Annotated in this window: 17 protein-coding genes and 1 riboswitch; of the genes, 6 read left to right on the forward strand and 11 right to left on the reverse strand. The window is 71.6% G+C overall.

The window, feature by feature from the left end; translation table 11 throughout:
* The first annotated feature begins 25 nt into the window (after positions 1–25).
* Positions 26–685, forward strand: coding sequence for an N-acetylmuramoyl-L-alanine amidase (locus tag AB0G79_RS31660; protein ID WP_360812607.1), 660 nt, complete (start codon positions 26–28; stop codon positions 683–685).
* On the opposite strand, the gene AB0G79_RS31665 is transcribed toward AB0G79_RS31660, so the two are convergent.
* The 11 genes from AB0G79_RS31665 to AB0G79_RS31715 form a co-directional block, all read right to left on the reverse strand.
* A complete protein-coding gene (locus AB0G79_RS31665; protein WP_360812609.1) occupies positions 678–1841 on the reverse strand; it encodes a cysteine desulfurase family protein in 1164 nt (387 codons plus the stop codon). The two genes, AB0G79_RS31660 and AB0G79_RS31665, sit on opposite strands and share 8 nt — an antisense overlap.
* A gap of 125 nt (positions 1842–1966) precedes the next feature.
* Positions 1967–2824 (reverse strand): thioesterase family protein, encoded by an 858-nt coding sequence (locus tag AB0G79_RS31670; RefSeq protein ID WP_360812665.1) that lies wholly within the window; start codon positions 2822–2824, stop codon positions 1967–1969.
* 100 nt (positions 2825–2924) lie between these two features.
* Positions 2925–3602 (reverse strand): trimeric intracellular cation channel family protein, encoded by a 678-nt coding sequence (locus AB0G79_RS31675; protein WP_360812611.1) that lies wholly within the window; start codon positions 3600–3602, stop codon positions 2925–2927.
* Between the two features lie 82 nt (positions 3603–3684).
* A complete protein-coding gene (locus AB0G79_RS31680) occupies positions 3685–4806 on the reverse strand; it encodes a dipeptide ABC transporter ATP-binding protein (protein WP_360812613.1) in 1122 nt (373 codons plus the stop codon).
* 14 nt (positions 4807–4820) lie between these two features.
* Positions 4821–5927, reverse strand: a complete 1107-nt coding sequence (locus AB0G79_RS31685; protein WP_360812615.1) for an ABC transporter ATP-binding protein — start codon at positions 5925–5927, stop codon at positions 4821–4823.
* A complete protein-coding gene (locus AB0G79_RS31690; protein WP_360812617.1) occupies positions 5924–6922 on the reverse strand; it encodes an ABC transporter permease in 999 nt (332 codons plus the stop codon). The genes AB0G79_RS31685 and AB0G79_RS31690 overlap by 4 nt, the downstream gene beginning before the upstream one ends.
* Before the next feature lie 125 nt (positions 6923–7047).
* On the reverse strand, positions 7048–8817 hold the full coding sequence (locus AB0G79_RS31695) for an ABC transporter substrate-binding protein (RefSeq protein ID WP_360812619.1): 1770 nt from the start codon (positions 8815–8817) through the stop codon (positions 7048–7050).
* 110 nt (positions 8818–8927) lie between these two features.
* Positions 8928–9959 carry an ABC transporter permease gene (locus AB0G79_RS31700; RefSeq protein ID WP_360812621.1) on the reverse strand — a complete coding sequence of 344 codons (1032 nt, stop codon included), beginning with the start codon at positions 9957–9959 and terminating at the stop codon, positions 8928–8930.
* Between the two features lie 363 nt (positions 9960–10322).
* Entirely contained in the window at positions 10323–11114 is a 792-nt protein-coding gene (locus AB0G79_RS31705) for an enhanced serine sensitivity protein SseB C-terminal domain-containing protein (protein ID WP_360812623.1), read from the reverse strand.
* A gap of 76 nt (positions 11115–11190) precedes the next feature.
* Positions 11191–11922, reverse strand: a complete 732-nt coding sequence (locus AB0G79_RS31710) for an enhanced serine sensitivity protein SseB (protein ID WP_360812625.1) — start codon at positions 11920–11922, stop codon at positions 11191–11193.
* A gap of 150 nt (positions 11923–12072) precedes the next feature.
* Positions 12073–12789 (reverse strand): AAA family ATPase, encoded by a 717-nt coding sequence (locus AB0G79_RS31715; RefSeq protein ID WP_360812627.1) that lies wholly within the window; start codon positions 12787–12789, stop codon positions 12073–12075.
* Positions 12790–12942: 153 nt separating this feature from the next.
* Positions 12943–13042, forward strand: a riboswitch (glycine riboswitch).
* Between the two features lie 174 nt (positions 13043–13216).
* Between AB0G79_RS31715 and gcvT the strand changes: the two genes are divergently transcribed.
* The 5 genes from gcvT (at position 13217) to lanL (ending at position 20535) form a co-directional block, all read left to right on the forward strand.
* Positions 13217–14341 carry a glycine cleavage system aminomethyltransferase GcvT gene (gene gcvT / locus AB0G79_RS31720; protein ID WP_360812629.1) on the forward strand — a complete coding sequence of 375 codons (1125 nt, stop codon included), beginning with the start codon at positions 13217–13219 and terminating at the stop codon, positions 14339–14341.
* A gap of 100 nt (positions 14342–14441) precedes the next feature.
* On the forward strand, positions 14442–14819 hold the full coding sequence (gene gcvH, locus AB0G79_RS31725; protein WP_360812632.1) for a glycine cleavage system protein GcvH: 378 nt from the start codon (positions 14442–14444) through the stop codon (positions 14817–14819).
* 32 nt (positions 14820–14851) lie between these two features.
* Complete coding sequence (glyA, locus tag AB0G79_RS31730; protein ID WP_360812634.1) at positions 14852–16117, forward strand: serine hydroxymethyltransferase; 1266 nt, start codon at positions 14852–14854, stop codon at positions 16115–16117.
* A 146-nt stretch (positions 16118–16263) separates the two neighbouring features.
* Entirely contained in the window at positions 16264–17634 is a 1371-nt protein-coding gene (locus tag AB0G79_RS31735) for an L-serine ammonia-lyase (RefSeq protein ID WP_360812636.1), read from the forward strand.
* A 258-nt stretch (positions 17635–17892) separates the two neighbouring features.
* Positions 17893–20535, forward strand: a complete 2643-nt coding sequence (gene lanL, locus AB0G79_RS31740; RefSeq protein ID WP_360812638.1) for a class IV lanthionine synthetase LanL — start codon at positions 17893–17895, stop codon at positions 20533–20535.
* Positions 20536–20549: the final 14 nt, after the last annotated feature.

The raw sequence follows: 20549 nt of genomic DNA on the forward strand, positions 1-20549 counted from the left end.
CGCGGGAGTAAGCGTTCTCAGTGGCATGGGGAGCGAGTCGAGCGGGTCGAACAAGCGGGTGGGGCGACGGGCGGTCCTGCTCGGGGGCGGGGTGGCCGTGCTCGGCACGGCCGCGCTGGCGAAGGACGAGCTGGCGCGCGCGTGGTGGCGGCTGCCGGGGACGGAGCGGAAGCGGGTCGAGGGCGAGCTCGACCACAGGGGCGCGCAGTGGACCGCGGCGGCGCGGGCGAACTGGCGGCGGGCCGACCGGCCGGACGACTACACGATCGACCGGGTCGTGATCCACGTCGTCCAGGGCAGTTACGCGACCGCCCTCAAGGTCTTCAAGAACCCCGGGCACGGGGCCGCCGCGCACTACGTCGTGCGCGGGGACGGGCACGTGGCGCAGATGATCCGGGAGCTCGACGTCGCGTTCCACGCCGGCAACCGGGACATGAACGAGCGGAGCATCGGCATCGAGCACGAGGGCTTCGTCGACCGGCCGCGGGACTTCACGGCGGCGATGTACGCGGCGTCGGCGCGGCTGACGGCCGGCATCTGCGCGCGGTACGACATCCCGGTCGACCGGGAGCACGTCATCGGGCACGTGGAGGTCGAGGGCACCGACCACACCGATCCCGGCCCGCACTGGGACTGGGACCGGTACATGGCGCTCGTACGGAAGGAGAGGGCGGAGCTCAGCTGAGGCCGGCGGTCCTGGCGCGCTCCACCGCCGGGCCGATCGCCGCCGCCACCGCCGCCACGTCCTCCTTCGTGGAGGTGTGGCCGAGGGAGAAGCGCAGCGTGCCCCGGGCCAGGTCCGGGTCGGTGCCGGTGGCGAGCAGGACGTGGCTGGGCTGGGCGATGCCGGCGGTGCAGGCGGAGCCGGTGGAGCAGGCGATGCCCGCGGCGTCGAGGAGGAGGAGCAGGGAGTCGCCCTCGCAGCCCGGGAAGGTGAAGTGGGCGTTGGCGGGGAGCCGCTCGACGGGGTCGCCGCCGAGGATCGCGTCCGGGACGACGGCCCGGACGGCGGTGACGAGCTCGTCGCGCAGGGCGCCGACCTCGCGGGCGAACTCCTCGCGGCGCTCGTCGGCGAGCCGGGCGGCGACCGCGAAGGCGGCGACGGCCGGCACGTCGAGGGTGCCGGAGCGGACGTGCCGCTCCTGGCCGCCGCCGTGCAGGACGGGTACGGGGGTGTACTCGCGGCCCAGGAGCAGCGCGCCGATCCCGTACGGGCCGCCGATCTTGTGGCCGGAGACGGTCATCGCGGCGAGGCCGGAGGCCGCGAAGTCGACCGGAATCTGACCGACGGCCTGGACCGCGTCGGCATGCAGGGGCACACCGAACTCGGCGGCGGCGTCGGCGAGTTCACGGACCGGCATGACGGTGCCGATCTCGTTGTTGGCCCACATGACGGTGGCGAGGGCGACGGAGCCGGGGTCGCGGGCGATCGCCTCGCGCAGCGCCTCGGGGTGGACGCGGCCGTGCCGGTCGACGGGCAGGTACTCGACGTCGGCGCCCTCGTGGGTCGCGAGCCAGTCGACGGCGTCGAGGACGGCGTGGTGCTCGACCGGGCTGGCGAGGACACGGGTGCGGCGGGGGTCGGCGTCGCGGCGGGCCCAGTACAGGCCCTTCACGGCGAGGTTGTCGGCCTCGGTGCCGCCGGAGGTGAGGACGACCTCGCTGGGCCGGGCGCCGAGCGCGGCGGCGAGCGTCTCGCGCCCCTCCTCGACGGTCCGCCGGGCGCGTCGCCCGGCGGCGTGCAGGGAGGAGGCGTTGCCCGTGACGGCGAGGTGGGCGGTCATCGCCTCGATCGCCTCGGGCAGCATCGGCGTGGTCGCGGCGTGGTCGAGGTAAGCCATGGTGGGTCGATTCTACGAGCCCACCACGGCGCCTCCGGCGCCTGGCCGGTTTGCGACCCCGCACCCCGCCCCCGGGGCCGGCGGCGGGGCCGGTGACGGGATCGGTCGCGGGGTCGGCAGCGGGGTCAGTCGCGCGGCGCCCGGGCGAGCTGGCGGGACTGGGCCACCAGGCGGTCGGCCGAGTCCCAGACCTCGGCGTCCTCCTCCAGGAAGCCGCCCGCCAGGTTGCGGGTGGTGATGGAGACGCGGAGCGGGCCGGGGGCCGGCCGGCAGCGGACGTGGGTGGTGAGCTCCACGGTGGGCGTCCAGCCCTTGAGGCCCAGCTCGAAGGAGGTCGGCGGGAGGGCGTCGACCGCGAGGAGGACCGAGAGGGCGTCGGGCTCGCGTCCGTCCGCGAGCCCGAACCAGGCGCGCATCTCGCCCTTGCCGGAGGGCGCGCCGACGGCCCAGCCGACGCAGGCCGGGTCGAGGTGGAGGGAGAGCCGGTCGGCGATGGCGGAGGAGCCGGGGATCCGCGGGGCCGGGGCGTCGGCGGCGCTGAAGCACCGGTCGAGGGGCGGGAAGGCCGGCGGGGTCGCCGTGGTGCGGACCTCGTCGGTGAGCGCGTCGAGGTCTCCGTACGAGGCGACGACGCGGATCCGCTCGACCTCGGTGCCGTCCTCGGCGAGCTGGAAGAGCGAGGCCTGTCCGGTGGAGAGGGTCCGGCCGGTGCGGACGGTCTCGGTGCGGATCACGGCGGGGCCGGGCACGGACGGCGTCAGGTAGTGCGCCGAGATCGTGAACGGGTCCGGGTGCGGGAGGTGGTCGCCGAGGGCGCGGCCGAGCAGGGCCAGGAGGTAGCCGCCGTTGACGGCGTGGATGATCGTCCATCCGGCGGAGAGCTCGGCGTCGTAGACGCCGGGGGTGCGGAGGGTGACGGCGGTGTCGCGGTCGAACTCGCTGGTCGCCGGAGCGCTCGTCTCACTGGTCGCCGGAGCGCTCATCTCGCCGGCCGCCGGAGCGCTCGTCTCGCTGCCCGTCGCCGCGCTCGTCTCGGTGCTCGTCTCGGTGCTCGTGCTCATGGGGCGACGGTACCCCAGCAACCTACTGAGCGGTAGCTTTTTCTGGTTCCTCGCGTGCGGAGGAGCGCCGGTTCCAGGCCCTCGGGGCCCGCCAGTGGTAGCGCATCGCGAGGAGGCGCAGCGCGAAGGCCGTCAGCACCGCCGCGCCGCTCGTGAAGGCGTTGAGCGCGTCGAACCGGATGAAGAGGACGACCATCGTGGCCCCGACGATCGCGGGCACGGCGTACAGGTCCCGGTCCCAGCGCAGCAGCGACGGCACCTCGTTCGCGAGCACGTCGCGCAGCACACCGCCGCCGACGGCGGTCGCGAGACCGAGCGCCGCCGAGGCGGTGAGGCCGAGCCCGTAGTCGTACGCCTTCGTCGTGCCCGTCACGCAGAAGAGGCCGAGTCCGGCCGCGTCGAAGACGTTGACCGCCGTCTGGGTCCGCTCGACCTCCGGGTGGAGGAAGAAGACGGCGACGGTCGCGACCAGCGGCATGACGAAGTAGCCGAGGTCGGTGAAGGCGGCCGGCGGCACGGCGCCGATGATCAGGTCCCGCAGGAGACCGCCGCCGAGGGCCGTGACCATGGCGAGCACGGCCATGCCGAAGACGTCGAAGTTCTTGCGGACGCCGAGCAGGGCGCCGGAGATGGCGAAGACGAAGATGCCGACGAGGTCCAGGGCGTGCTGGACATCGGGGCTGAACAGATCGTGGAGCACCGCCCCATTGTCCCGGTTGCCCCCGGAGTACGCCGAAGGCCCCTGCCTCCGTGTGGCGGCAGGGGCCCGACGGGCGGACGGATCACGACTCCGGCGCGTCGTCCTCCGGGGTCTCCTCGGGCGTCGGCTCCGGCTTCTTCGTGATCGTGACCTCGACCGACTGGCGCGCCTGCGGGACCGTCACGCCCTCCGCGTTCTCCGGGTGGTGGCACGCGACCCGCTGGCCCGGACGGAGCTCCAGGAGCGGCGGCTCCTGGGTCTTGCAGACCTCCGTCGCCTTCCAGCACCGCGTGTGGAAGCGGCAGCCGGCCGGCGGGGCGATCGGCGAGGGCACGTCGCCGGTGAGCAGGATGCGCTCGCTCTTGGCGCCCCGGCGGCGCGGGTCCGGGATCGGCACCGCGGACATGAGCGCCCGGGTGTACGGGTGCATCGGGTTCTCGTACAGGGACTTGCGGTCCGCGAGCTCGACGATCTTGCCGAGGTACATCACCGCGATGCGGTCCGACACGTGCCGGATGACCGAGAGGTCGTGCGCGATGATCACGTACGTGAGGCCGAGCTCCTGCTGGAGGTCGTCCAGGAGGTTGACCACCTGCGCCTGGATGGAGACGTCCAGGGCGGAGACCGGCTCGTCCGCGACGACGAGCTTCGGCTTGAGGGCGAGCGCGCGGGCGATGCCGATGCGCTGGCGCTGGCCGCCGGAGAACTCGTGCGGGTAGCGGTTGAAGTGCTCGGGGTTGAGACCGACCAGGCCCAGGAGGCGCTGGACCTCCTTCTTCACCCCGCCCTCGGGCTCGACGCCCTGGAGCTTGAACGGCGCGGAGACGATCGTGCCGACCGTGTGGCGCGGGTTCAGCGAGCCGTACGGGTCCTGGAAGATCATCTGGATGTCCCGGCGGAACGGGCGCATGCCCGCGACGCCCAGGTGCGAGATGTCCTTGCCCTGGAACTCGACCGTGCCGCCCGTCGGCTCCAGGAGCCGGGTGATGAGCCGGCCCATCGTCGACTTGCCGCAGCCGGACTCGCCGACGACGCCGAGGGTCTCACCGGGGTAGACCTCGAAGTCGAGACCGTCGACCGCCTTGACCGCGCCGGTCTGCCGCTGGAGCAGGCCCTTCCGGATGGGGAAGTGCTTCTGCAGGCCGCTGACCCTGAGCAGGGGCTCGGGGTTCTTCTTGTCGCTCGCGGTTTCGCTGCCGCTCACAGCTTCGTTGTCGCTCACAGCTTCGGCGCAATCTCTTCGGTCCAGATGCGGGTGCGCTCCTCCTGCGGCATGTGGCAGGCCGAGTAGTGGCGCTCGCCGGCGAGGGCCAGCTCGGGCCGCTGGGTGCGCGTGATGCCGCCCTTGGGGACGTCCGCGTACGGGCAGCGGGGGTTGAAGGCGCAGCCGCTCGGGACGTTGATGAGGCTGGGCGGGTTGCCCTTGACCGGGATGAGCCGCTCGGTCTGCTCGCGGTCGATCCTCGGCATCGAGCCGAGCAGGCCCCAGGTGTAGGGGTGCTGCGGCTCGTAGAAGACGGACTCGGCCGGTCCGCGCTCGACGCACCGCCCGCCGTACATGACGAGGATGTCGTCGGCGAGCTCGGCGACGACGCCGAGGTCGTGGGTGATGATGACGACCGCGGAGCCGAACTCCTTCTGGAGGTCCCGCATGAGGTCGAGGATCTGGGCCTGGACCGTCACGTCGAGCGCGGTGGTCGGCTCGTCCGCGATGAGGAGCTCGGGGTTGTTGACGAGCGCCATGGCGATCATCGCGCGCTGGCGCATGCCGCCGGAGAACTCGTGCGGGTAGTTGTCGAACCGCTTGTCGGGCTCGGGGATGCCGACCCGGTCGAGGAGCTCGACGGCCCGGCGCCGGGCGGTCTTCTTGTCCACGTTGTTGTGGACGCGGTACGCCTCCACGATCTGGTGGCCCACGGAGTAGTACGGGTGCATCGCGGACAGCGGATCCTGGAAGATCATCGCCATCTCGCGGCCGCGCATCCGGCGGACCTCGTCGGGGTCTGCCGAGAGCAGCTCCTTGCCGTTCAGCCAGATCTCGCCGGAGATCCTGGCCTTCTGGCGGCCGTACTGGCCGACCGTGTGGAGGCCCATGATGCCGAGCGACGTGACCGACTTGCCGGAGCCGGACTCGCCCACGATGCCGAGGGTCTTGCCCTTCTCCAGCTGGAAGGTGAGTCCGTCGACGGACTTGACCAGGCCGTCCTCGGTCGGGAAGTGGATCTTCAGGTCGCGTACGTCGAGGAACGCGTCGGACGGCGCGGGCTTCCCCGTGTCGACCGGCTCCCCGACGGCGGCGCCGGTCTTCGTCAGGTTGTCCGTCATGCGAGCCTCACTCGGGGGTCGATCACCGCGTACAGAAGGTCCACCACGAGGTTGGCGATGACCACACAGGTCGCGGTGATGAGCGTGACGGCCATGATCAGCGGCAGGTCGCGGTCGCTGACGCCCTTGATGGCCATCCAGCCGAGGCCCTGGAGGTTGAACGTGGTCTCGGTCAGGATCGCGCCGCCGACCAGGGCGCCGAGGTCCATGCCGAAGATGGTCAGGATGGGGGTCATGGTGGAGCGCATGGCGTGCTTGCCGAGCACGACCGGCTCCGGCAGGCCCTTGGCCCGCGCGGTGCGGATGTAGTCCTCGCCGAGGACCTCCAGCATGGTGGCGCGGGTGAGTCGCGCGTACATCGCCGCGTACAGGAAGGCGAGCGTCACCCACGGGAGGAGCAGGCCGCCGAACCAGCCGCCGAACGAGTCGGAGATCGGCGTGTAGGAGGCGTTGACCCAGCCCAGCTGCGTGCGGAAGACGAACATCGACAGCATGCCGGTGAAGAAGATGGGGAGCGAGACGCCGGCGAGGGCGGTGATCATCGCCGTGCGGTCGACGACCGTGCCCCGCTTGAGCGCGGAAACGACACCGGCGGTCACACCCATGAGCAGCCACAGCGCCGCGGCGCCGATGACCATGGAGAGGGTGACCGGGAAGGCGTCGACGAGCATGGAGTAGACGTCCTGCTCGGTCTTGAAGGAGTAGCCGAAGCACGGGGCCGCGCAGTGGATGGTCTCGCCGCCGCCCACGTAGTCGCGGCCGACGAAGATGCCGGAGACGAAGTGCCAGAACTGCACCAGGATCGGATCGTCCAGGCCGAGCTTCTGCCGGACGCCCTCGATGGCAGCCGGATCCGCCTGCTTGCCGACGAACATCGCGGCAGGGTCGCTGCCGGTCAGCTTGGGGATGAGGAAGAAGATGCTGAGCGTCACGAGCGTGACGACGAGCAGCATCGCGACGACTGCGAAGAGCCGTCGGACTATGTATGCAAGCATGCGGTCGGCCGGTCGGCGGCCGGGGGACCCGATCGGATCCCCCGGCCGCCGCCCTCGGCCATCACCTGCCCTTCGGACCTAGCGGCGGGTGCGCCGTTGGAGCGAGCTGACGGAGGGAACTCGGCTTACTTGACGACGCCGAGCGACGCGTAGTCGTAGCGGCCGTTGTAGGCGTCGGCCGTGTAGACGTTCGTGAGTCGCGAACCGCGCCAGATGATGTTCTTCTCGTGGGTGAAGGGCAGGTAGACCGCGGCCTCCGTGACCTTCGTGTTGATCTGCTTGTAGAGCTCGCCGGCCTTCTCCGGGTCCGTCTCCTTCAGCGCCTGGTCGAACAGGCCGTTGACGGCCTTGTCGTTCAGCTCCGAGAAGTTGTTGTTGCCGGACTGGAGGATGAAGCGGCCGTCGACGAGCGGCTGGAGGAAGCCCTGGCCGGTCGGGAAGTCGGCGCCCCAGCCCATGATGATGATGCCGTAGCCCTTCTCCTTGACCGTCTTCGGCGAACCGATGATGCCGGAGGTCTGGGCGCCGTCGAACTGGTCGATCTGGGCGTCGATGCCGACGGCCTTCAGCGACTGCTGGAGGGACTCGGCGGTCGCGATCTCGATCGGCTTGTTGTTGCGGACCGCGATCGTGGTCTTGAAGCCGTTCGGCTTGCCGCACTTGGCGAGGGCCTCCTTGGCCTTCGCGGTGTCGGGCTTGCCGGCGAGCTTGCCGTACGGGTCGGCCTTCGGGTCGGCACCCTTGATCGCCGGGGGCAGCATGTTCGTGGCGATGTCGCCACCGGCCTGCGGGCCACCACGGGCGGTCTGGAGGGACTTGGAGTCGGCCGCGTAGATCATGGCCTTGCGGCACTCGATGTTCGGCGTGACCGTCTGCGGGAAGACCGCGTAGCGGATGAAGCCCGTCTGCGGGTTGTCCACGTTGTTCTTGTGCTGCTGCAGCACCTTCTGGCGAGCGGCGGCGCCGATGCCCGTGGCGTTGAGGTCGAGGTCGTACTCGCCCTCGACGAGGCGGTTGTCCATGTCGTCGGCGTTCGTGGTGAACGTGACGGAGATGCTGTCCGGGAGGGCCTTGCGGACGGTGTCCGTCTTGGCGTCCCACTTGTCGTTGCGGACGAGCTTGATGGACTTGTTCGGCGTGTACGAAGCCCACTTGTACGGGCCCGAGGAGAACGGCTTGAGGCCGTACTTGGCGCCGGTGTCCTTGTCCTGGCGGACCGGGGAGGCGGCGGGCATGGCCAGCATCTGCAGGAAGTCACCGTTGGCGACCGGCAGCTTGAAGATGATGGTCTTGTCGTCCGGGGTCTCGATGGCCTTCAGGCCGAGCTTGTCCGGGGTGGTGTCCTTGTACGGACCCTTGTACTCGGTCTTGGGGTCGAGGACCTGCTGGAGGTAGATCGGGCCGCCGGAGATGACGTCCTGGGCCCAGATGCGCTCGATGCCGTACTTGATGTCCTTGGAGGTGATCGGCTTGCCGTCCTCCCAGGTCACACCGTCCTTCAGGGTGAAGGTGTAGGTGAGGCCGTCGGCCGAGACCTTGCCGGTGTCGGTCGCGAGGTCGGAGACGAGCTCGGTGGAGGCGGCGCCCGGCTCGGCCTTGTAGGTCACGAGCTGACGGGTGTAGTAGCGGGCGAAGTCCCACACGAAGCCGTAGTAACCGCGCTGCGGGTCCCACGAGTCGGCCTCCTGCGAGCCGATGAATTTCAGCTCGCCGCCCTTCTTGTCGGAGGCGTTCAGGACCTTGTTGACCGCACCGTTGAAGGCGAGGGCACCGCCCTTGCTTTCGCCGTTGCCCTTGTTCTCGCCGCTGCCGCCGCCGCAGGCGGTCGTGACGACCATGGTGGCCGCGGCGAGCAGCGCGCCCGCGGCGATTCTGCGCTGAGAGCTCTTCAGCATGGGTCCAGCAACCTCCGGGATAGTGGCGGGGCCGTGACGGCTGCCCGCCGATGGGGTGAAGCCTCCTGTCGCCAGCGGCAGGGGCGGGTCGTGCGGTCGTCGGCGAACGGTCAGCGGGAGCCCTTCGGGTCGAGCGCGTCACGCACGCCGTCGCCGAAGAGGTTGAACGCCAGGACGGTGATGAAGATCGCGAGGCCGGGGATCACCATGAACAGGGGGTCCGATTCATAGGTGTTGACGGCCTTCGACAGCATCTGCCCCCAGGAAGCGGTGGGCGGCTTCACACCCGCACCGAGGAAGCTGAGCGCGGCTTCGGTGAGGATGTTGGTCGGGATCATCAGGGTCGCGTAGACCGTGATGGGAGCGATCAGGTTGGGCAGCAGCTCCTTGCGGAGGATGTAGAGGCGGCCGGCGCCGAGGCTCTGGGCGGCCTCCACGTACTCGCGGTTGCGCAGCGAGAGCGTCTGGCCGCGGACGATGCGGCCGACGTACGGCCAGCCGAAGAAGCCGATCACGAGCACCAGGGCGGCGATGCGGACGCCCGACCCGTCGAGGCCCAGGAAGGAGTTCGGCAGGACGGAGACCAGGGCGATCGTGAAGAGCAGCTGGGGGAAGGCCAGCATGACGTCCATGACCCGGCTGAGCGCCGCGTCGATCCATCCGCCGAAGTAGCCCGCGACGATGCCGAGGATCGTGCCGAGGACGACCGCGAAGAGCGCCGCGAGGAAGGCCACGAGGAGCGAGATCCGGGCGCCGTAGACGACGCGGCTGAAGACGTCGCGGCCGTTGACCGGCTCGACGCCGAGGAGGAAGTCGGAGCTGATGCCGCCCCACGACCCGATCGGCGTGCCGAACAGCGGGTCGATCTGGTCCTCGTGGAACTCGTCCGGCGGGTGGCCGAGGAGGCCGACGATGACCGGCGCGAAGACCGCGACGAGGATCAGGAAGACGACGACGCAGGCGCCGGCGAGGGCGAGTTTGTCGCGCTTGAGGCGGGTCCAGGCGATCTGCCAGGGCGAACGGCCCTGGATGGCCTTGGTGCCGGGGGCGTCCCCCGCACCGGGCGTGCCGGAAGCGTCGGGCGCGCCGACGACGGTGGCGGTCGACTCGCCCGCACTCGTCTCGTGCAGTGGTGCCGTCATCGTGGTGAGGACCCCTCTCGGCCGCCGGTAGCCGGCCCTTGCCCGCCGCGGGTAGCGGCTCGGTGGAACAACCTGCTGGGCATCGGTTCGAAATGGAGCCGAACGCCCGGTGTTCCGGGGAGTCTTCAACGCGTCCGCGATCACCCGCCAGCCCTGACGAGGAATGTTTGCTCAAACGTGATGCGGTGCTGCGACTTCCGTTATGCGGACGTCGTGATCACGTGAGCGGACCATCTCGGGGCCTCTTCACCCCAATCGGACATGTCGCTCAACTGGGCCGTCGACGTGCTCTATTGGGGCGAACGAAAGCCTCCACAGCGGACTGCGGAGGCGGGTGGGACGAGGAGTGGGACGGGGGGCGTCTCAGTATCCGGACGAGGCCGGGGGCGGGTAGCCGTATCCCGGGACGGCGGCGGAACCGCGTCCGCCGTGCGCGTCACGGTCGTAGAAGGGACGCGCGTGGGCGCCGAGCCAGAGGGCGACCGGGTCGTACGCGTCGGAGAGGGAGACCGTCGAGACGGGCAGCCCGTCCGGTACGGCGGAGATCGACTGGCGCATCATCGCGCGGACCGTGTCGACGGCCGCCGCGGAGGTGTCGTACAGGTCGAGACCGATGGCGAGGTACGGGGAGCCGAGCGCCGGCTGCACCCAGCCGCGGCGCAGCGACCTGACGGCCGGGGTGCGGTGCGCGTTCTGCGTGAGCAGGGCGTAGAACTGCGGGATCTCCAGGGCGGGTTCGCTCACCCGGAGCGGTCCCGCGGGCATCCGGTCCAGGCCGGTGGCGATGCGCCGCAGGTCGGCCCAGGGGATGCCGACGCCGCCGCCGGGGGCGTGCGGATTGAGCCAGATGCCCCAGCGGTCGGGGTAGAGCGCGCGGGCGATCTCGCGGCCGGTGACGAGCTCGTGGGCGCGGTTCCAGCCGGAGGCGGCGAGCTCCTGGGCGGAGGTGACGCAGGGCGCGTACCCGAAGCCCTCGACCTCCATGTTCCCGTACTGGGCCTCGGGCGAGCCCGCCGTGCCCTGCCAGAGCAGCATGTGGAGCTCGCCGTCGGCGAGGGCGTGGAGCAGCTGCTCGTACGCGTCGTAGCGTCCGGGTGCCACCTGGCGCAGCATGTGCTCGACGTGTCCCGTCGCGGCGGTGCCTGACGCGCTCACCTGGGGTCGCCCTTCTTCTTCGTACGGCTCGGCTGGGATGCGGTGCGGATGCGGTTCAGATTAGACGGAGGGACGCTCACCCGGCGGCGTGCCGGTAGAAGGGGCGGACCTGCTCCGTCATCCAGTCTCCGACCGGGTCGTGCGCCATGTCGAGGAGGATGAGGTTGACCGGCCAGGCGACCTCGACGCGGCCGAGGGCGCGGCCGAGGGCGTCGAGGGGCGCGGAGCGGTCGGCGTCGGGGTGGAGCAGCCGGACGCCGACGAAGAGCGCCGGTTCGGTGCCCTCGACGCTGGCGAGGGCGCGGCGGGCCGAGGCGACGACGCCGGTGGCCTCGAACTCGGCGGAGGCGGCGGCCAGGAAGTCGACCGGGTCGTCCTGCCAGTCGGGCTCGAAGAGCCGGACGCGGCCGCCGGAGGCCGGTCCGTCGAGCGCGGTGCGGCCGGCGCGGCAGAGCTCGGCGACGGCGGGCGGGGGCAGCGGGACGCCGACGGTGCCGCCGGGGTTCACGGCGATGCCGAGCTGCGGGGGCAGGCCGCGGGCGAAGTCGCGGGCGGGGGCGACGGTGTACGACATGTGGGTGCCGACGCAGGCGTGGAACTGCTGCTCGGAGCTGAAGACGGGGACGAAGGCCGCGCCCTCGATCTCCACCATCGGCAGGTCGAGGGAGGTGCTGTCGGGGCCGCCGCCGTTGGGCAGCGGCACCCAGACGGGGCTGCGGCCGAGCACCTCGACGAGCCGCCCGCCCGCCCCGGGGTTGCCGAGGGATGCGGCGAGGACCTCTTCGAGCTCGTTGCCCGGCCACGTCATGTCCACGGTTCCTGCTCTCCCCTGAGTCGCGGGGGGTTCCCCGGTCTCGCGGGGGTTTCCCTGTGTCGCGCGGGCGCGCCCTCGCGGGGCGCCCCGCAGCACCCTAACGCCGCCCCGGCGCCGGCATGACCGAAAACCGGGGGCCGGCCCTCAGGCCGCCGGCCGGAAGGCGATCTTCCGCAGGGTGTCCGCCGCGTCCCGGTCCAGCAGGGTCACCGAGGCGCAGCCCGCCGGCGGACCGCCGGACTCGGCGGCGCGCAGAAGACCCGCGACGGCCCTGCGGTGCCGGGCGAAGGCGTACGCCGAGACGCCCCGGCCCCGGGACCGCTGCCCGTCGCGGGCCGTGTCCGGCGTCACGTCGAGCAGGACCAGGTGCAGGGCGGTCCCCCGGCGGCGCGCCTCGCGGGCGAGCCAGCCGCGCACCCAGGACTGGGTGCCGCAGTCGTGCACGACGAGGCTCGCGCCGGAGCGCAGGGCCCGGCGCAGCCCGGCGTAGTGCGCGACCCGGACGAGCGGCCGGTAGATCCCGTACGGGAGGAAGCGCAGCGCGCGGGGCAGCCCGGCCTCCCAGCGCTCGCGGGCGTCCTGGGAGTCGACGCCCCGGCCGTCGGCGGCCCGCCGCATCAGGGTGGACTTGCCGCTGCCGGGGAGGCCGGAGACGACCACGAGGTCGCCCTCCTGGAAGGTGAGGGCGCGGGGTCCGCGGCCGCCGCGCTCGCGCAGGTCCCGCAGGACGCGGGCCCTGCGGCGGGTCCCGCGGCGGGCTCCGCTCGCGGTCCCGGCGCGGGCACGCTGGTCCGGTATGGCGGTCCCCGACGCGCAGGCGCCGCCTTGTCGTGCGTACGCGCCGGTGTCCTGGATCCTCATCGCTGCTCCCCCTGCCGGGCCTGACAAGACCCTTGCCCACGAAGTGTAAAGAGGCGGTAATGAGATACAAGTGATGTGCCGCGCGGAGCACGCGTGCAATGATGTCCGCGCCAGGCGCGCACAGTCGCCGCACACAACCGCATACCGGCCGCTCGAATCCGCGCGGGAGAGTTCCGGACCGTCTCAGGTGCCCGGACGCCGAAGGAGCAAGACCCTCCCTTGAATCTCTCAGGCCCCGTACCGCGTGGATGAGGCAGATCTGAAAAGCGGGACACCCTGCCGTGTCCCCACCCAAGGTGCAAGCCGAACGTCTCGGTCACGAGATGCCTTCGGTGAACCTCTCAGGTTCCATGACAGATGGGGAGGACGTCCTCGCCCGTCATGTGTTTCGTCACCGATCACGCCCTTGGGACCCGGGAGCCACCCCATGAGCACTGCCCCCCGTCTGACCGCCCTCGATGCCTTGCATCGTTCGCTGGGCGCGACCATGACCGACTTCGCGGGCTGGGACATGCCGCTGCGGTACGCCAGCGAGCGCGACGAGCACAACGCCGTCCGCACCAAGGCCGGTCTGTTCGACCTCTCCCACATGGGCGAGATCACCGTCACGGGCCCGCAGGCCGTGGAGCTCCTCGACCACGCCCTCGTCGGCAACATCTCGACGGTGGGCGTCGGCCGCGCCCGCTACACGATGATCTGCCAGGAGGACGGCGGCATCCTCGACGACCTGATCGTCTACCGCCTCGGCGAGACCGAGTACATGGTGGTCGCCAACGCCTCCAACGCCCAGATCGTCCTGGACGCGCTGGTCGCCCGCTCCGAGGGCTTCGACGCCGAGGTCCGCGACGACCGCGACGCGTACGCCCTGATCGCCGTCCAGGGCCCCGAGTCCCCCGGCATCCTGAAGCAGCTCACCGACGCCGACCTGGACGGCCTGAAGTACTACGCCGGCCTGCCCGGCACGGTCGCCGGCGTCCCCGCCCTGATCGCCCGTACCGGCTACACCGGCGAGGACGGCTTCGAGCTCTTCCTCAAGCCCGAGCACGCCGAGGGCGTCTGGAAGGCCCTGACCGAGGCGGGCGCCCCGGTCGGCCTGATCCCCTGCGGCCTGTCCTGCCGCGACACGCTCCGCCTGGAGGCGGGCATGCCGCTGTACGGCCACGAGCTGACCACCGAGCTCACCCCCTTCGACGCCGGCCTCGGCCGCGTCGTGAAGTTCGAGAAGACGACGAACGAGGGCCGCTTCGTCGGCCGCGAGGCCCTGGAGAAGGCCGCCGAGCGCGCCGAGACCGCCCCGCCGCGCAAGCTCGTCGGCCTGATCGCCGAGGGCCGCCGCGTCCCGCGCGCCGGTTTCTCCGTCGTGAAGGACGGCGTCGTGATCGGCGAGGTGACCTCCGGCGCCCCGTCCCCGACGCTCGGCAAGCCGATCGCCATCGCGTACGTGGACGCGGCGCACGCCGCGCCCGGCACCGAGGGTGTAGGTGTGGACATCCGCGGCACCCACGAGCCCTACGAGGTCGTCGCGCTGCCGTTCTACAAGCGCCAGAAGTGACGTAAGCGCCAGAAGCACGTGACGTAGTCGTCACCCTTCCCGGTCTCACCCCGCGAGACCAGCGTTCATCCGCACCCTTTCAATCCAGGAGAATCAGGTCATGAGCAACCCCAACGAGCTGCGCTACACCAAGGAGCACGAGTGGCTGTCGGCCGCCGAGGACGGCGTCGCGACGGTCGGCATCACGGAGTTCGCGGCCAACGCGCTCGGTGACGTCGTCTACGCCCAGCTCCCCGAGGTCGGCGACACCGTCACCGCGGGCGAGACCTGTGGCGAGCTGGAGTCCACCAAGTCCGTCAGCGACCTGTACTCCCCCGTCACGGGCGAGGTCGTCGCGGCCAACCAGGACGTCGTGGACGACCCGTCGCTGGTGAACACGGCTCCGTTCGCGGGTGGCTGGCTGTTCAAGGTGCGCGTCACCGGTGAGCCGGACGAGCTGCTCTCCGCCGACGAGTACACCGCGTTCGCCGGGAACTGAGACCGGGCCCGAGACCCCTTAGGGATCGATTCATGTCGCTTCTGAACACTCCTCTCCACGAGCTGGACCCCGACGTCGCCGCCGCGGTCGACGCCGAGCTCCGCCGCCAGCAGTCCACCCTCGAGATGATCGCCTCGGAGAACTTCGCTCCGGTCGCGGTCATGGAGGCCCAGGGCTCCGTCCTCACCAACAAGTACGCCGAGGGCTACCCGGGCCGCCGCTACTACGGCGGCTGCGAGCACGTCGACGTGGCCGAGCAGATCGCGATCGACCGGATCAAGGACCTGTTCGGCGCCGAGTACGCCAACGTCCAGCCGCACTCCGGCGCCTCCGCGAACCAGGCCGCCCTCTTCGCGATCGCCCAGCCGGGCGACACGATCCTGGGTCTCGACCTGGCGCACGGCGGTCACCTGACCCACGGCATGCGCCTGAACTTCTCGGGCAAGCAGTTCGACGTGGTCGCCTACCACGTGGACGAGGCCGGCCTGGTCGACATGGCCGAGGTCGAGCGCCTCGCCAAGGAGCACCGCCCGAAGGTCATCATCGCGGGCTGGTCCGCCTACCCGCGCCAGCTGGACTTCGCGGAGTTCCGCCGGATCGCCGACGAGGTCGAGGCGTACCTGTGGGTCGACATGGCCCACTTCGCCGGCCTGGTCGCGGCGGGTCTGCACCCGAACCCGGTCGAGTACGCGGACGTGGTGACCTCCACCACGCACAAGACGCTCGGCGGCCCGCGCGGCGGCATCATCCTCGCGAAGAAGGAGTTCGCGAAGAAGCTGAACTCCTCGGTCTTCCCCGGTTTCCAGGGCGGCCCGCTGGAGCACGTGATCGCGGCCAAGGCCGTCTCCTTCAAGGTCGCGGCCTCGGAGGAGTTCAAGGAGCGCCAGCAGCGCACCCTGGACGGCGCCCGCGCCCTGGCCGAGCGCCTGGTCCAGGACGACGTCACCGCCCACGGTGTCTCGGTCCTCTCCGGCGGCACGGACGTGCACCTGGTCCTCGTCGACCTGCGGAACTCCGAGCTCGACGGCCAGCAGGCGGAGGACCGCCTCCACGAGGTCGGCATCACGGTCAACCGGAACGCCGTTCCGAACGACCCGCGCCCGCCGATGGTCACCTCGGGCCTGCGCATCGGTACGCCGGCGCTCGCGACCCGCGGTTTCCAGGCCGAGGACTTCGCCGAGGTCGCCGACGTCATCGCGGAGACCCTGAAGCCCGGCTTCGACGAGGCGAAGGCCGAGTCCCTCAAGGCCCGGGTGACGGCGCTCGCCGAGAAGCACCCGCTGTACCCCGGTCTGTAGTATTTTCGTACGCCTTTATTGGTACGAAGCTCCGGGGCACCGCGCACACTGGGCAGTGAGCGCGGTGCCCCTGCTCATGTCTTTTCCACGCGTCTTCTGCACCACCCCGGCAGACAACGGCGTCTAGCCCCACAAGGAGTCCTCCCGTGGCCATCTCGGTCTTCGACCTGTTCTCGATCGGCATCGGTCCGTCGAGCTCCCACACGGTGGGCCCCATGCGAGCGGCCCGGATGTTCGCCCGCCGGCTCAAGAACGAAGGCCTGCTCGCCCACACGGCGGCCATACGGGCGGAGCTGTACGGCTCCCTCGGCGCGACCGGCCACGGCCACGGCACCCCCAAGGCCGTCCTCCTCGGCCTGGAGGGCAACTCCCCCCGCACGGTCGACGTGGAGACCGCCGACGAGGAGTTCGAGCGGATCAAGTCCTCGGGCCGGATCAACCTGCTCGGGATGCACGAGATCCCGTTCTCCTTCGACGACGACCTGATCCTGCACCGCCGCAAGGCGCTGCCCTACCACGCCAACGGCATGACGGTCTTCGCGTACGACGCCGAGGGCGCGCTCGTCCTGGAGAAGACCTACTACTCGGTCGGCGGCGGCTTCGTCGTCGACGAGGACGCGGTGGCCGGCGAGAACCCGATCATCCCGGACGACACGGCCCTCACGTACCCCTTCCGCACCGGCGACGAGCTGCTCCGCCTGACGAAGGAGACCGGCCTGTCGATCTCCTCCCTGATGCTGGAGAACGAGAAGGCCTGGCGCACCGAGGACGAGATCCGCGCCGGCCTCCTGGAGATCTGGCGCGTCATGCAGGCCTGCGTCTCGCGCGGCATGTCCCGCGAGGGCATCCTGCCCGGCGGCCTGAAGGTCCGCCGCCGCGCCGCGAACACGGCCCGCAAGCTGCGCTCCGAGGGCGACCCGGCGGCGCTCGCGATGGAGTGGATCACCCTCTACGCGATGGCCGTGAACGAGGAGAACGCCGCGGGCGGCCGGGTGGTCACCGCCCCGACGAACGGCGCGGCCGGCATCATCCCCGCGGTCCTGCACTACTACATGAACTTCGTCCCCGGCGCCGACGAGGACGGCATCGTCCGCTTCATGCTCGCGGCCGGCGCCGTCGGCATGCTCTTCAAGGAGAACGCCTCGATCTCCGGCGCCGAGGTCGGCTGCCAGGGCGAGGTCGGCTCCGCCTGCTCGATGGCGGCCGGCGCCCTCGCCGAGGTCCTCGGCGGCACCCCGGAGCAGGTCGAGAACGCGGCCGAGATCGGCATGGAGCACAACCTCGGCCTGACCTGCGACCCGGTCGGCGGCCTGGTCCAGATCCCCTGCATCGAGCGCAACGGCATGGCGGCGGTCAAGGCCGTCACGGCCGCGAAGATGGCGATGCGCGGCGACGGCAGCCACCTGGTCTCCCTGGACAAGGTCATCAAGACCATGAAGGAGACGGGCGCCGACATGAGCGTCAAGTACAAGGAGACCGCGCGCGGCGGTCTCGCGGTGAACATCATCGAGTGCTGACGTAGTCCCCACGCGGGTCTTGTGAAGGCCCTGAGCAGCGCCGTCGTCTTCGGTGCTGGTCAGGGCCTTCGGCGTGTTCACGGAATGCGCCCCCTTGTGAGCGGTCGCACACCGTTTCTGCGCGGTCGCACCGCAAGGTGGCACGGGAAGGGCGTGCGCTCGCCGGATCAGGTGAATCAGACGGGTACCCCGTTGATGTGACAATCGGGCCGGGGCACGCTCCCCCTCAGCGGTTTCACCCCGTTGAGAGGGATGGGCATGACCACCCACGTCACCGAGTCCGAGCTGGAGACCCTGCTCCGCGGCGCCCTGCGCGTCACGGGCACGGCCGAGCGCTGGGCGACCGAGTCGAACGAGAGCTGGTGCCGGGTCGCGCCGCGCTCCGGGGCCGGGCCCCGGCAGGGCTGGAAGCTGCACGTGTCGGCGACCTCCGCGTCCGCGCCGGCGGTGCTCCTCAAGTGCCTCGAGGTGCTCCTCCCGGACGGGTCCGCCTTCAAGTTCGCCCGCTCGCTGGAACAGGTCGGCGCCCTCAACACCCGGGCCACCCCTCGCGGCAGCTCGGGCAAGTTCCTCACCGTCTATCCGGCCTCCGACGCCGACGCCGCCCGGATCGCCGGGGCCCTCCACGCGGCGACGGCCGGGCTCACCGGGCCGCGCATCCTCTCCGACCGGCCGTACGCCCCCGGCAGCCTCGTGCACTACCGGTACGGCGCCTTCGTCGGGCGGCAGCGGCTCTCGGCCGACGGGCTGATGATCTGGTACTTCGAGGACCCCGACGGCAACCCGGTGGAGGACAGGCGCACCGGCTCGTACACGCCCCCCGCGTGGGCCGTCAGCCCCTTCCCCGAGTCCGCCGTGCCCGCCGAGGTGAAGAAGCCCGGGCCCGTCCTGCTCGGCGGGCGGTTCTCCGTACGGGAGGCCATCCGCCACACCAACAAGGGCGGCGTCTACCGGGGCACCGACGTCACCACCGGCGCGCCGGTGGTGATCAAGGAGACCCGCCCCCACGTCGAGGCCGACGCCGACGGCAACGACGTCCGCGACTGGCTGCGCACCGAGGCCCGCACCCTGGAGAAGCTCCGGGGCACCGGGCTCGCGCCCGAGCCGCTCGCCCTGTTCGAGCACGGCGGCCACCTCTTCCTCGCCCAGGAGGAGGTGCCGGGGGTCCCGCTGCGGAACTGGGCCGCCGAGCGCTTCCGCGACGTGGGCGCCGAGCGGTACCGCGCCGACGCCCTCGTCCAGGCCGGGCGCCTCGTCGACCTCGTCGAGGCCGCCCACGCCCGGGGCTGCGTGCTCCGCGACTTCACCCCGGCCAACGTGATGGTCCGCCCCGACGGCGCGCTGCGCCTCATCGACCTGGAACTCGCCGTCCTCGCCGAGGACGAGGCCCTCCCGACCCGCGTCGGCACGCCCGGCTTCAGTCCCCCCGAGCGCCTGGTGGACGCGCCCGTCTCCCCGACCGGCGACTACTACAGCCTCGGCGCGACCCTGTGCTTCGTCCTCGTCGGGAAGGTCCCGTCCCTCCTGGAGGAGAAGCCGGCCGACCGGGCGGCCGAGGACCGGCTCGCCGCCTGGCTGGCCGCCTGCGCCGAGCCGCTGGACCTGCCGGACGGCCTGGTCACGATGATCCTCGGGCTGATGAAGGACGATCCCGCCGCCCGATGGGACCCGTCCCGCGCGAGGGAGGCCCTGCTCGGCAGCCGCACCGGTGGAACCCGTACCCCCGCCGTCGACGCCGACGGCATCGACTCCGCCGTCGCCGGGATCGTCGACCACCTCCTCGACTCCATGACGCCCGAGGACGACCGGCGCCTCTGGCCCGTCTCCGTCAAGGCCGGGGAGACCGACGCCTGCATCGTGCAGCAGGGCGCGGCCGGAGTCCTGTCCGCCCTCACCCGCTTCTTCGAGGTCACCGGCGACCCCCGGCTCCCCGGGCGCATCGCCGAGGCCGGTCACTGGATCGCCGCGCGCACCGACACCCGGTCCACCCGGCCCGGACTGCACTTCGGCGGACGCGGCACGGCCTGGGCGCTGTACGACGCGGGGCGCGCCGTCGGCGACCGGGCGCTCGTCGACCACGCCCTGGCGCTCGCCCTCGCGCCCCAGGAGTCGACGCCCAGCCACGACGTCACCCACGGTGCGGCCGGCGGCGGACTGGCCGCCGCCCACTTCTGGCACCGGACCGGCGACCCCCGCTTCGCCGAGCGGGTCGCCGACGCCGCCGACCGGCTGGCCGCCGCGGCCCGGCGCGAGACGTCCGGGACGAGCTGGCCGGTGCCCGCGGAGGCCGTCTCCGAGGAGGCCGGGAAGCGCTACCTGGGCTTCGCCCACGGCACCGCCGGCATCGGCTGCTTCCTCCTGGAGGCCGCCGACATCACCAAGAACCCCGAGCACCTGCGGCTCGCCCTGGAGGCGGGCGAGCTCCTGGCCGCGCAGGCGGTGACCGTCGGCGACGCGGCCCAGTGGCCCGCCCAGGCCGATGACGTGCCGACGGCGCCGTACTGGTGCCACGGCTCGGCCGGCATCGGTTCGTTCCTCGTCCGGCTGTGGCGGGCGACCGGCGACGACCGCTTCCGGGCGCTCGCCGTCGGCGCCGCCCGGGCCGTCGTGGAGCGGGCCTCCAGGGCGCCGATCACCCAGTGCCACGGGCTGGCGGGCAACGGCGACTTCCTCCTCGACATGGCGGAGGCGACCGGCGATCCCGCCCACCGGGCGCGCGCCGGGCAGCTGGCCCGCCTCGTCGTCTCCGAAGCGTCCCGGCGCGGCAGCCACGTCGTCTTCCCCAACGAGTACGGGGACGTCTCGACGAGCTGGAGCGACGGTTCGGCGGGAATCCTGGCGTTCCTCCTGCGGGTGCGCCACACAGAGCCCCGGCACTGGATGGTCCAGCGGCCGGTTTGAGCGGCGGGGTCCCC

Source organism: Streptomyces sp. NPDC020807 (genome assembly GCF_040641575.1).
GTDB lineage: Bacteria > Actinomycetota > Actinomycetes > Streptomycetales > Streptomycetaceae > Streptomyces.

Excerpts from the sequence above, each read along its gene's own strand:
- AB0G79_RS31660 (WP_360812607.1), top strand. The coding sequence starts at position 26 with ATGGGGAGCGAGTCGAGCGGGTCGAACAAGCGGGTGGGGCGACGGGCG.
- AB0G79_RS31665 (WP_360812609.1), bottom strand. The coding sequence starts at position 1,841 with ATGGCTTACCTCGACCACGCCGCGACCACGCCGATGCTGCCCGAGGCG.
- AB0G79_RS31670 (WP_360812665.1), bottom strand. The coding sequence starts at position 2,824 with ATGAGCGCTCCGGCGACCAGTGAGACGAGCGCTCCGGCGACCAGCGAG.
- AB0G79_RS31685 (WP_360812615.1), bottom strand. The coding sequence starts at position 5,927 with ATGACGGACAACCTGACGAAGACCGGCGCCGCCGTCGGGGAGCCGGTC.
- AB0G79_RS31690 (WP_360812617.1), bottom strand. The coding sequence starts at position 6,922 with ATGCTTGCATACATAGTCCGACGGCTCTTCGCAGTCGTCGCGATGCTG.
- AB0G79_RS31695 (WP_360812619.1), bottom strand. The coding sequence starts at position 8,817 with ATGCTGAAGAGCTCTCAGCGCAGAATCGCCGCGGGCGCGCTGCTCGCC.
- AB0G79_RS31700 (WP_360812621.1), bottom strand. The coding sequence starts at position 9,959 with ATGACGGCACCACTGCACGAGACGAGTGCGGGCGAGTCGACCGCCACC.
- AB0G79_RS31710 (WP_360812625.1), bottom strand. The coding sequence starts at position 11,922 with ATGACGTGGCCGGGCAACGAGCTCGAAGAGGTCCTCGCCGCATCCCTC.
- AB0G79_RS31715 (WP_360812627.1), bottom strand. The coding sequence starts at position 12,789 with ATGAGGATCCAGGACACCGGCGCGTACGCACGACAAGGCGGCGCCTGC.
- gcvT (WP_360812629.1), top strand. The coding sequence starts at position 13,217 with ATGAGCACTGCCCCCCGTCTGACCGCCCTCGATGCCTTGCATCGTTCG.
- gcvH (WP_360812632.1), top strand. The coding sequence starts at position 14,442 with ATGAGCAACCCCAACGAGCTGCGCTACACCAAGGAGCACGAGTGGCTG.
- glyA (WP_360812634.1), top strand. The coding sequence starts at position 14,852 with ATGTCGCTTCTGAACACTCCTCTCCACGAGCTGGACCCCGACGTCGCC.
- lanL (WP_360812638.1), top strand. The coding sequence starts at position 17,893 with ATGACCACCCACGTCACCGAGTCCGAGCTGGAGACCCTGCTCCGCGGC.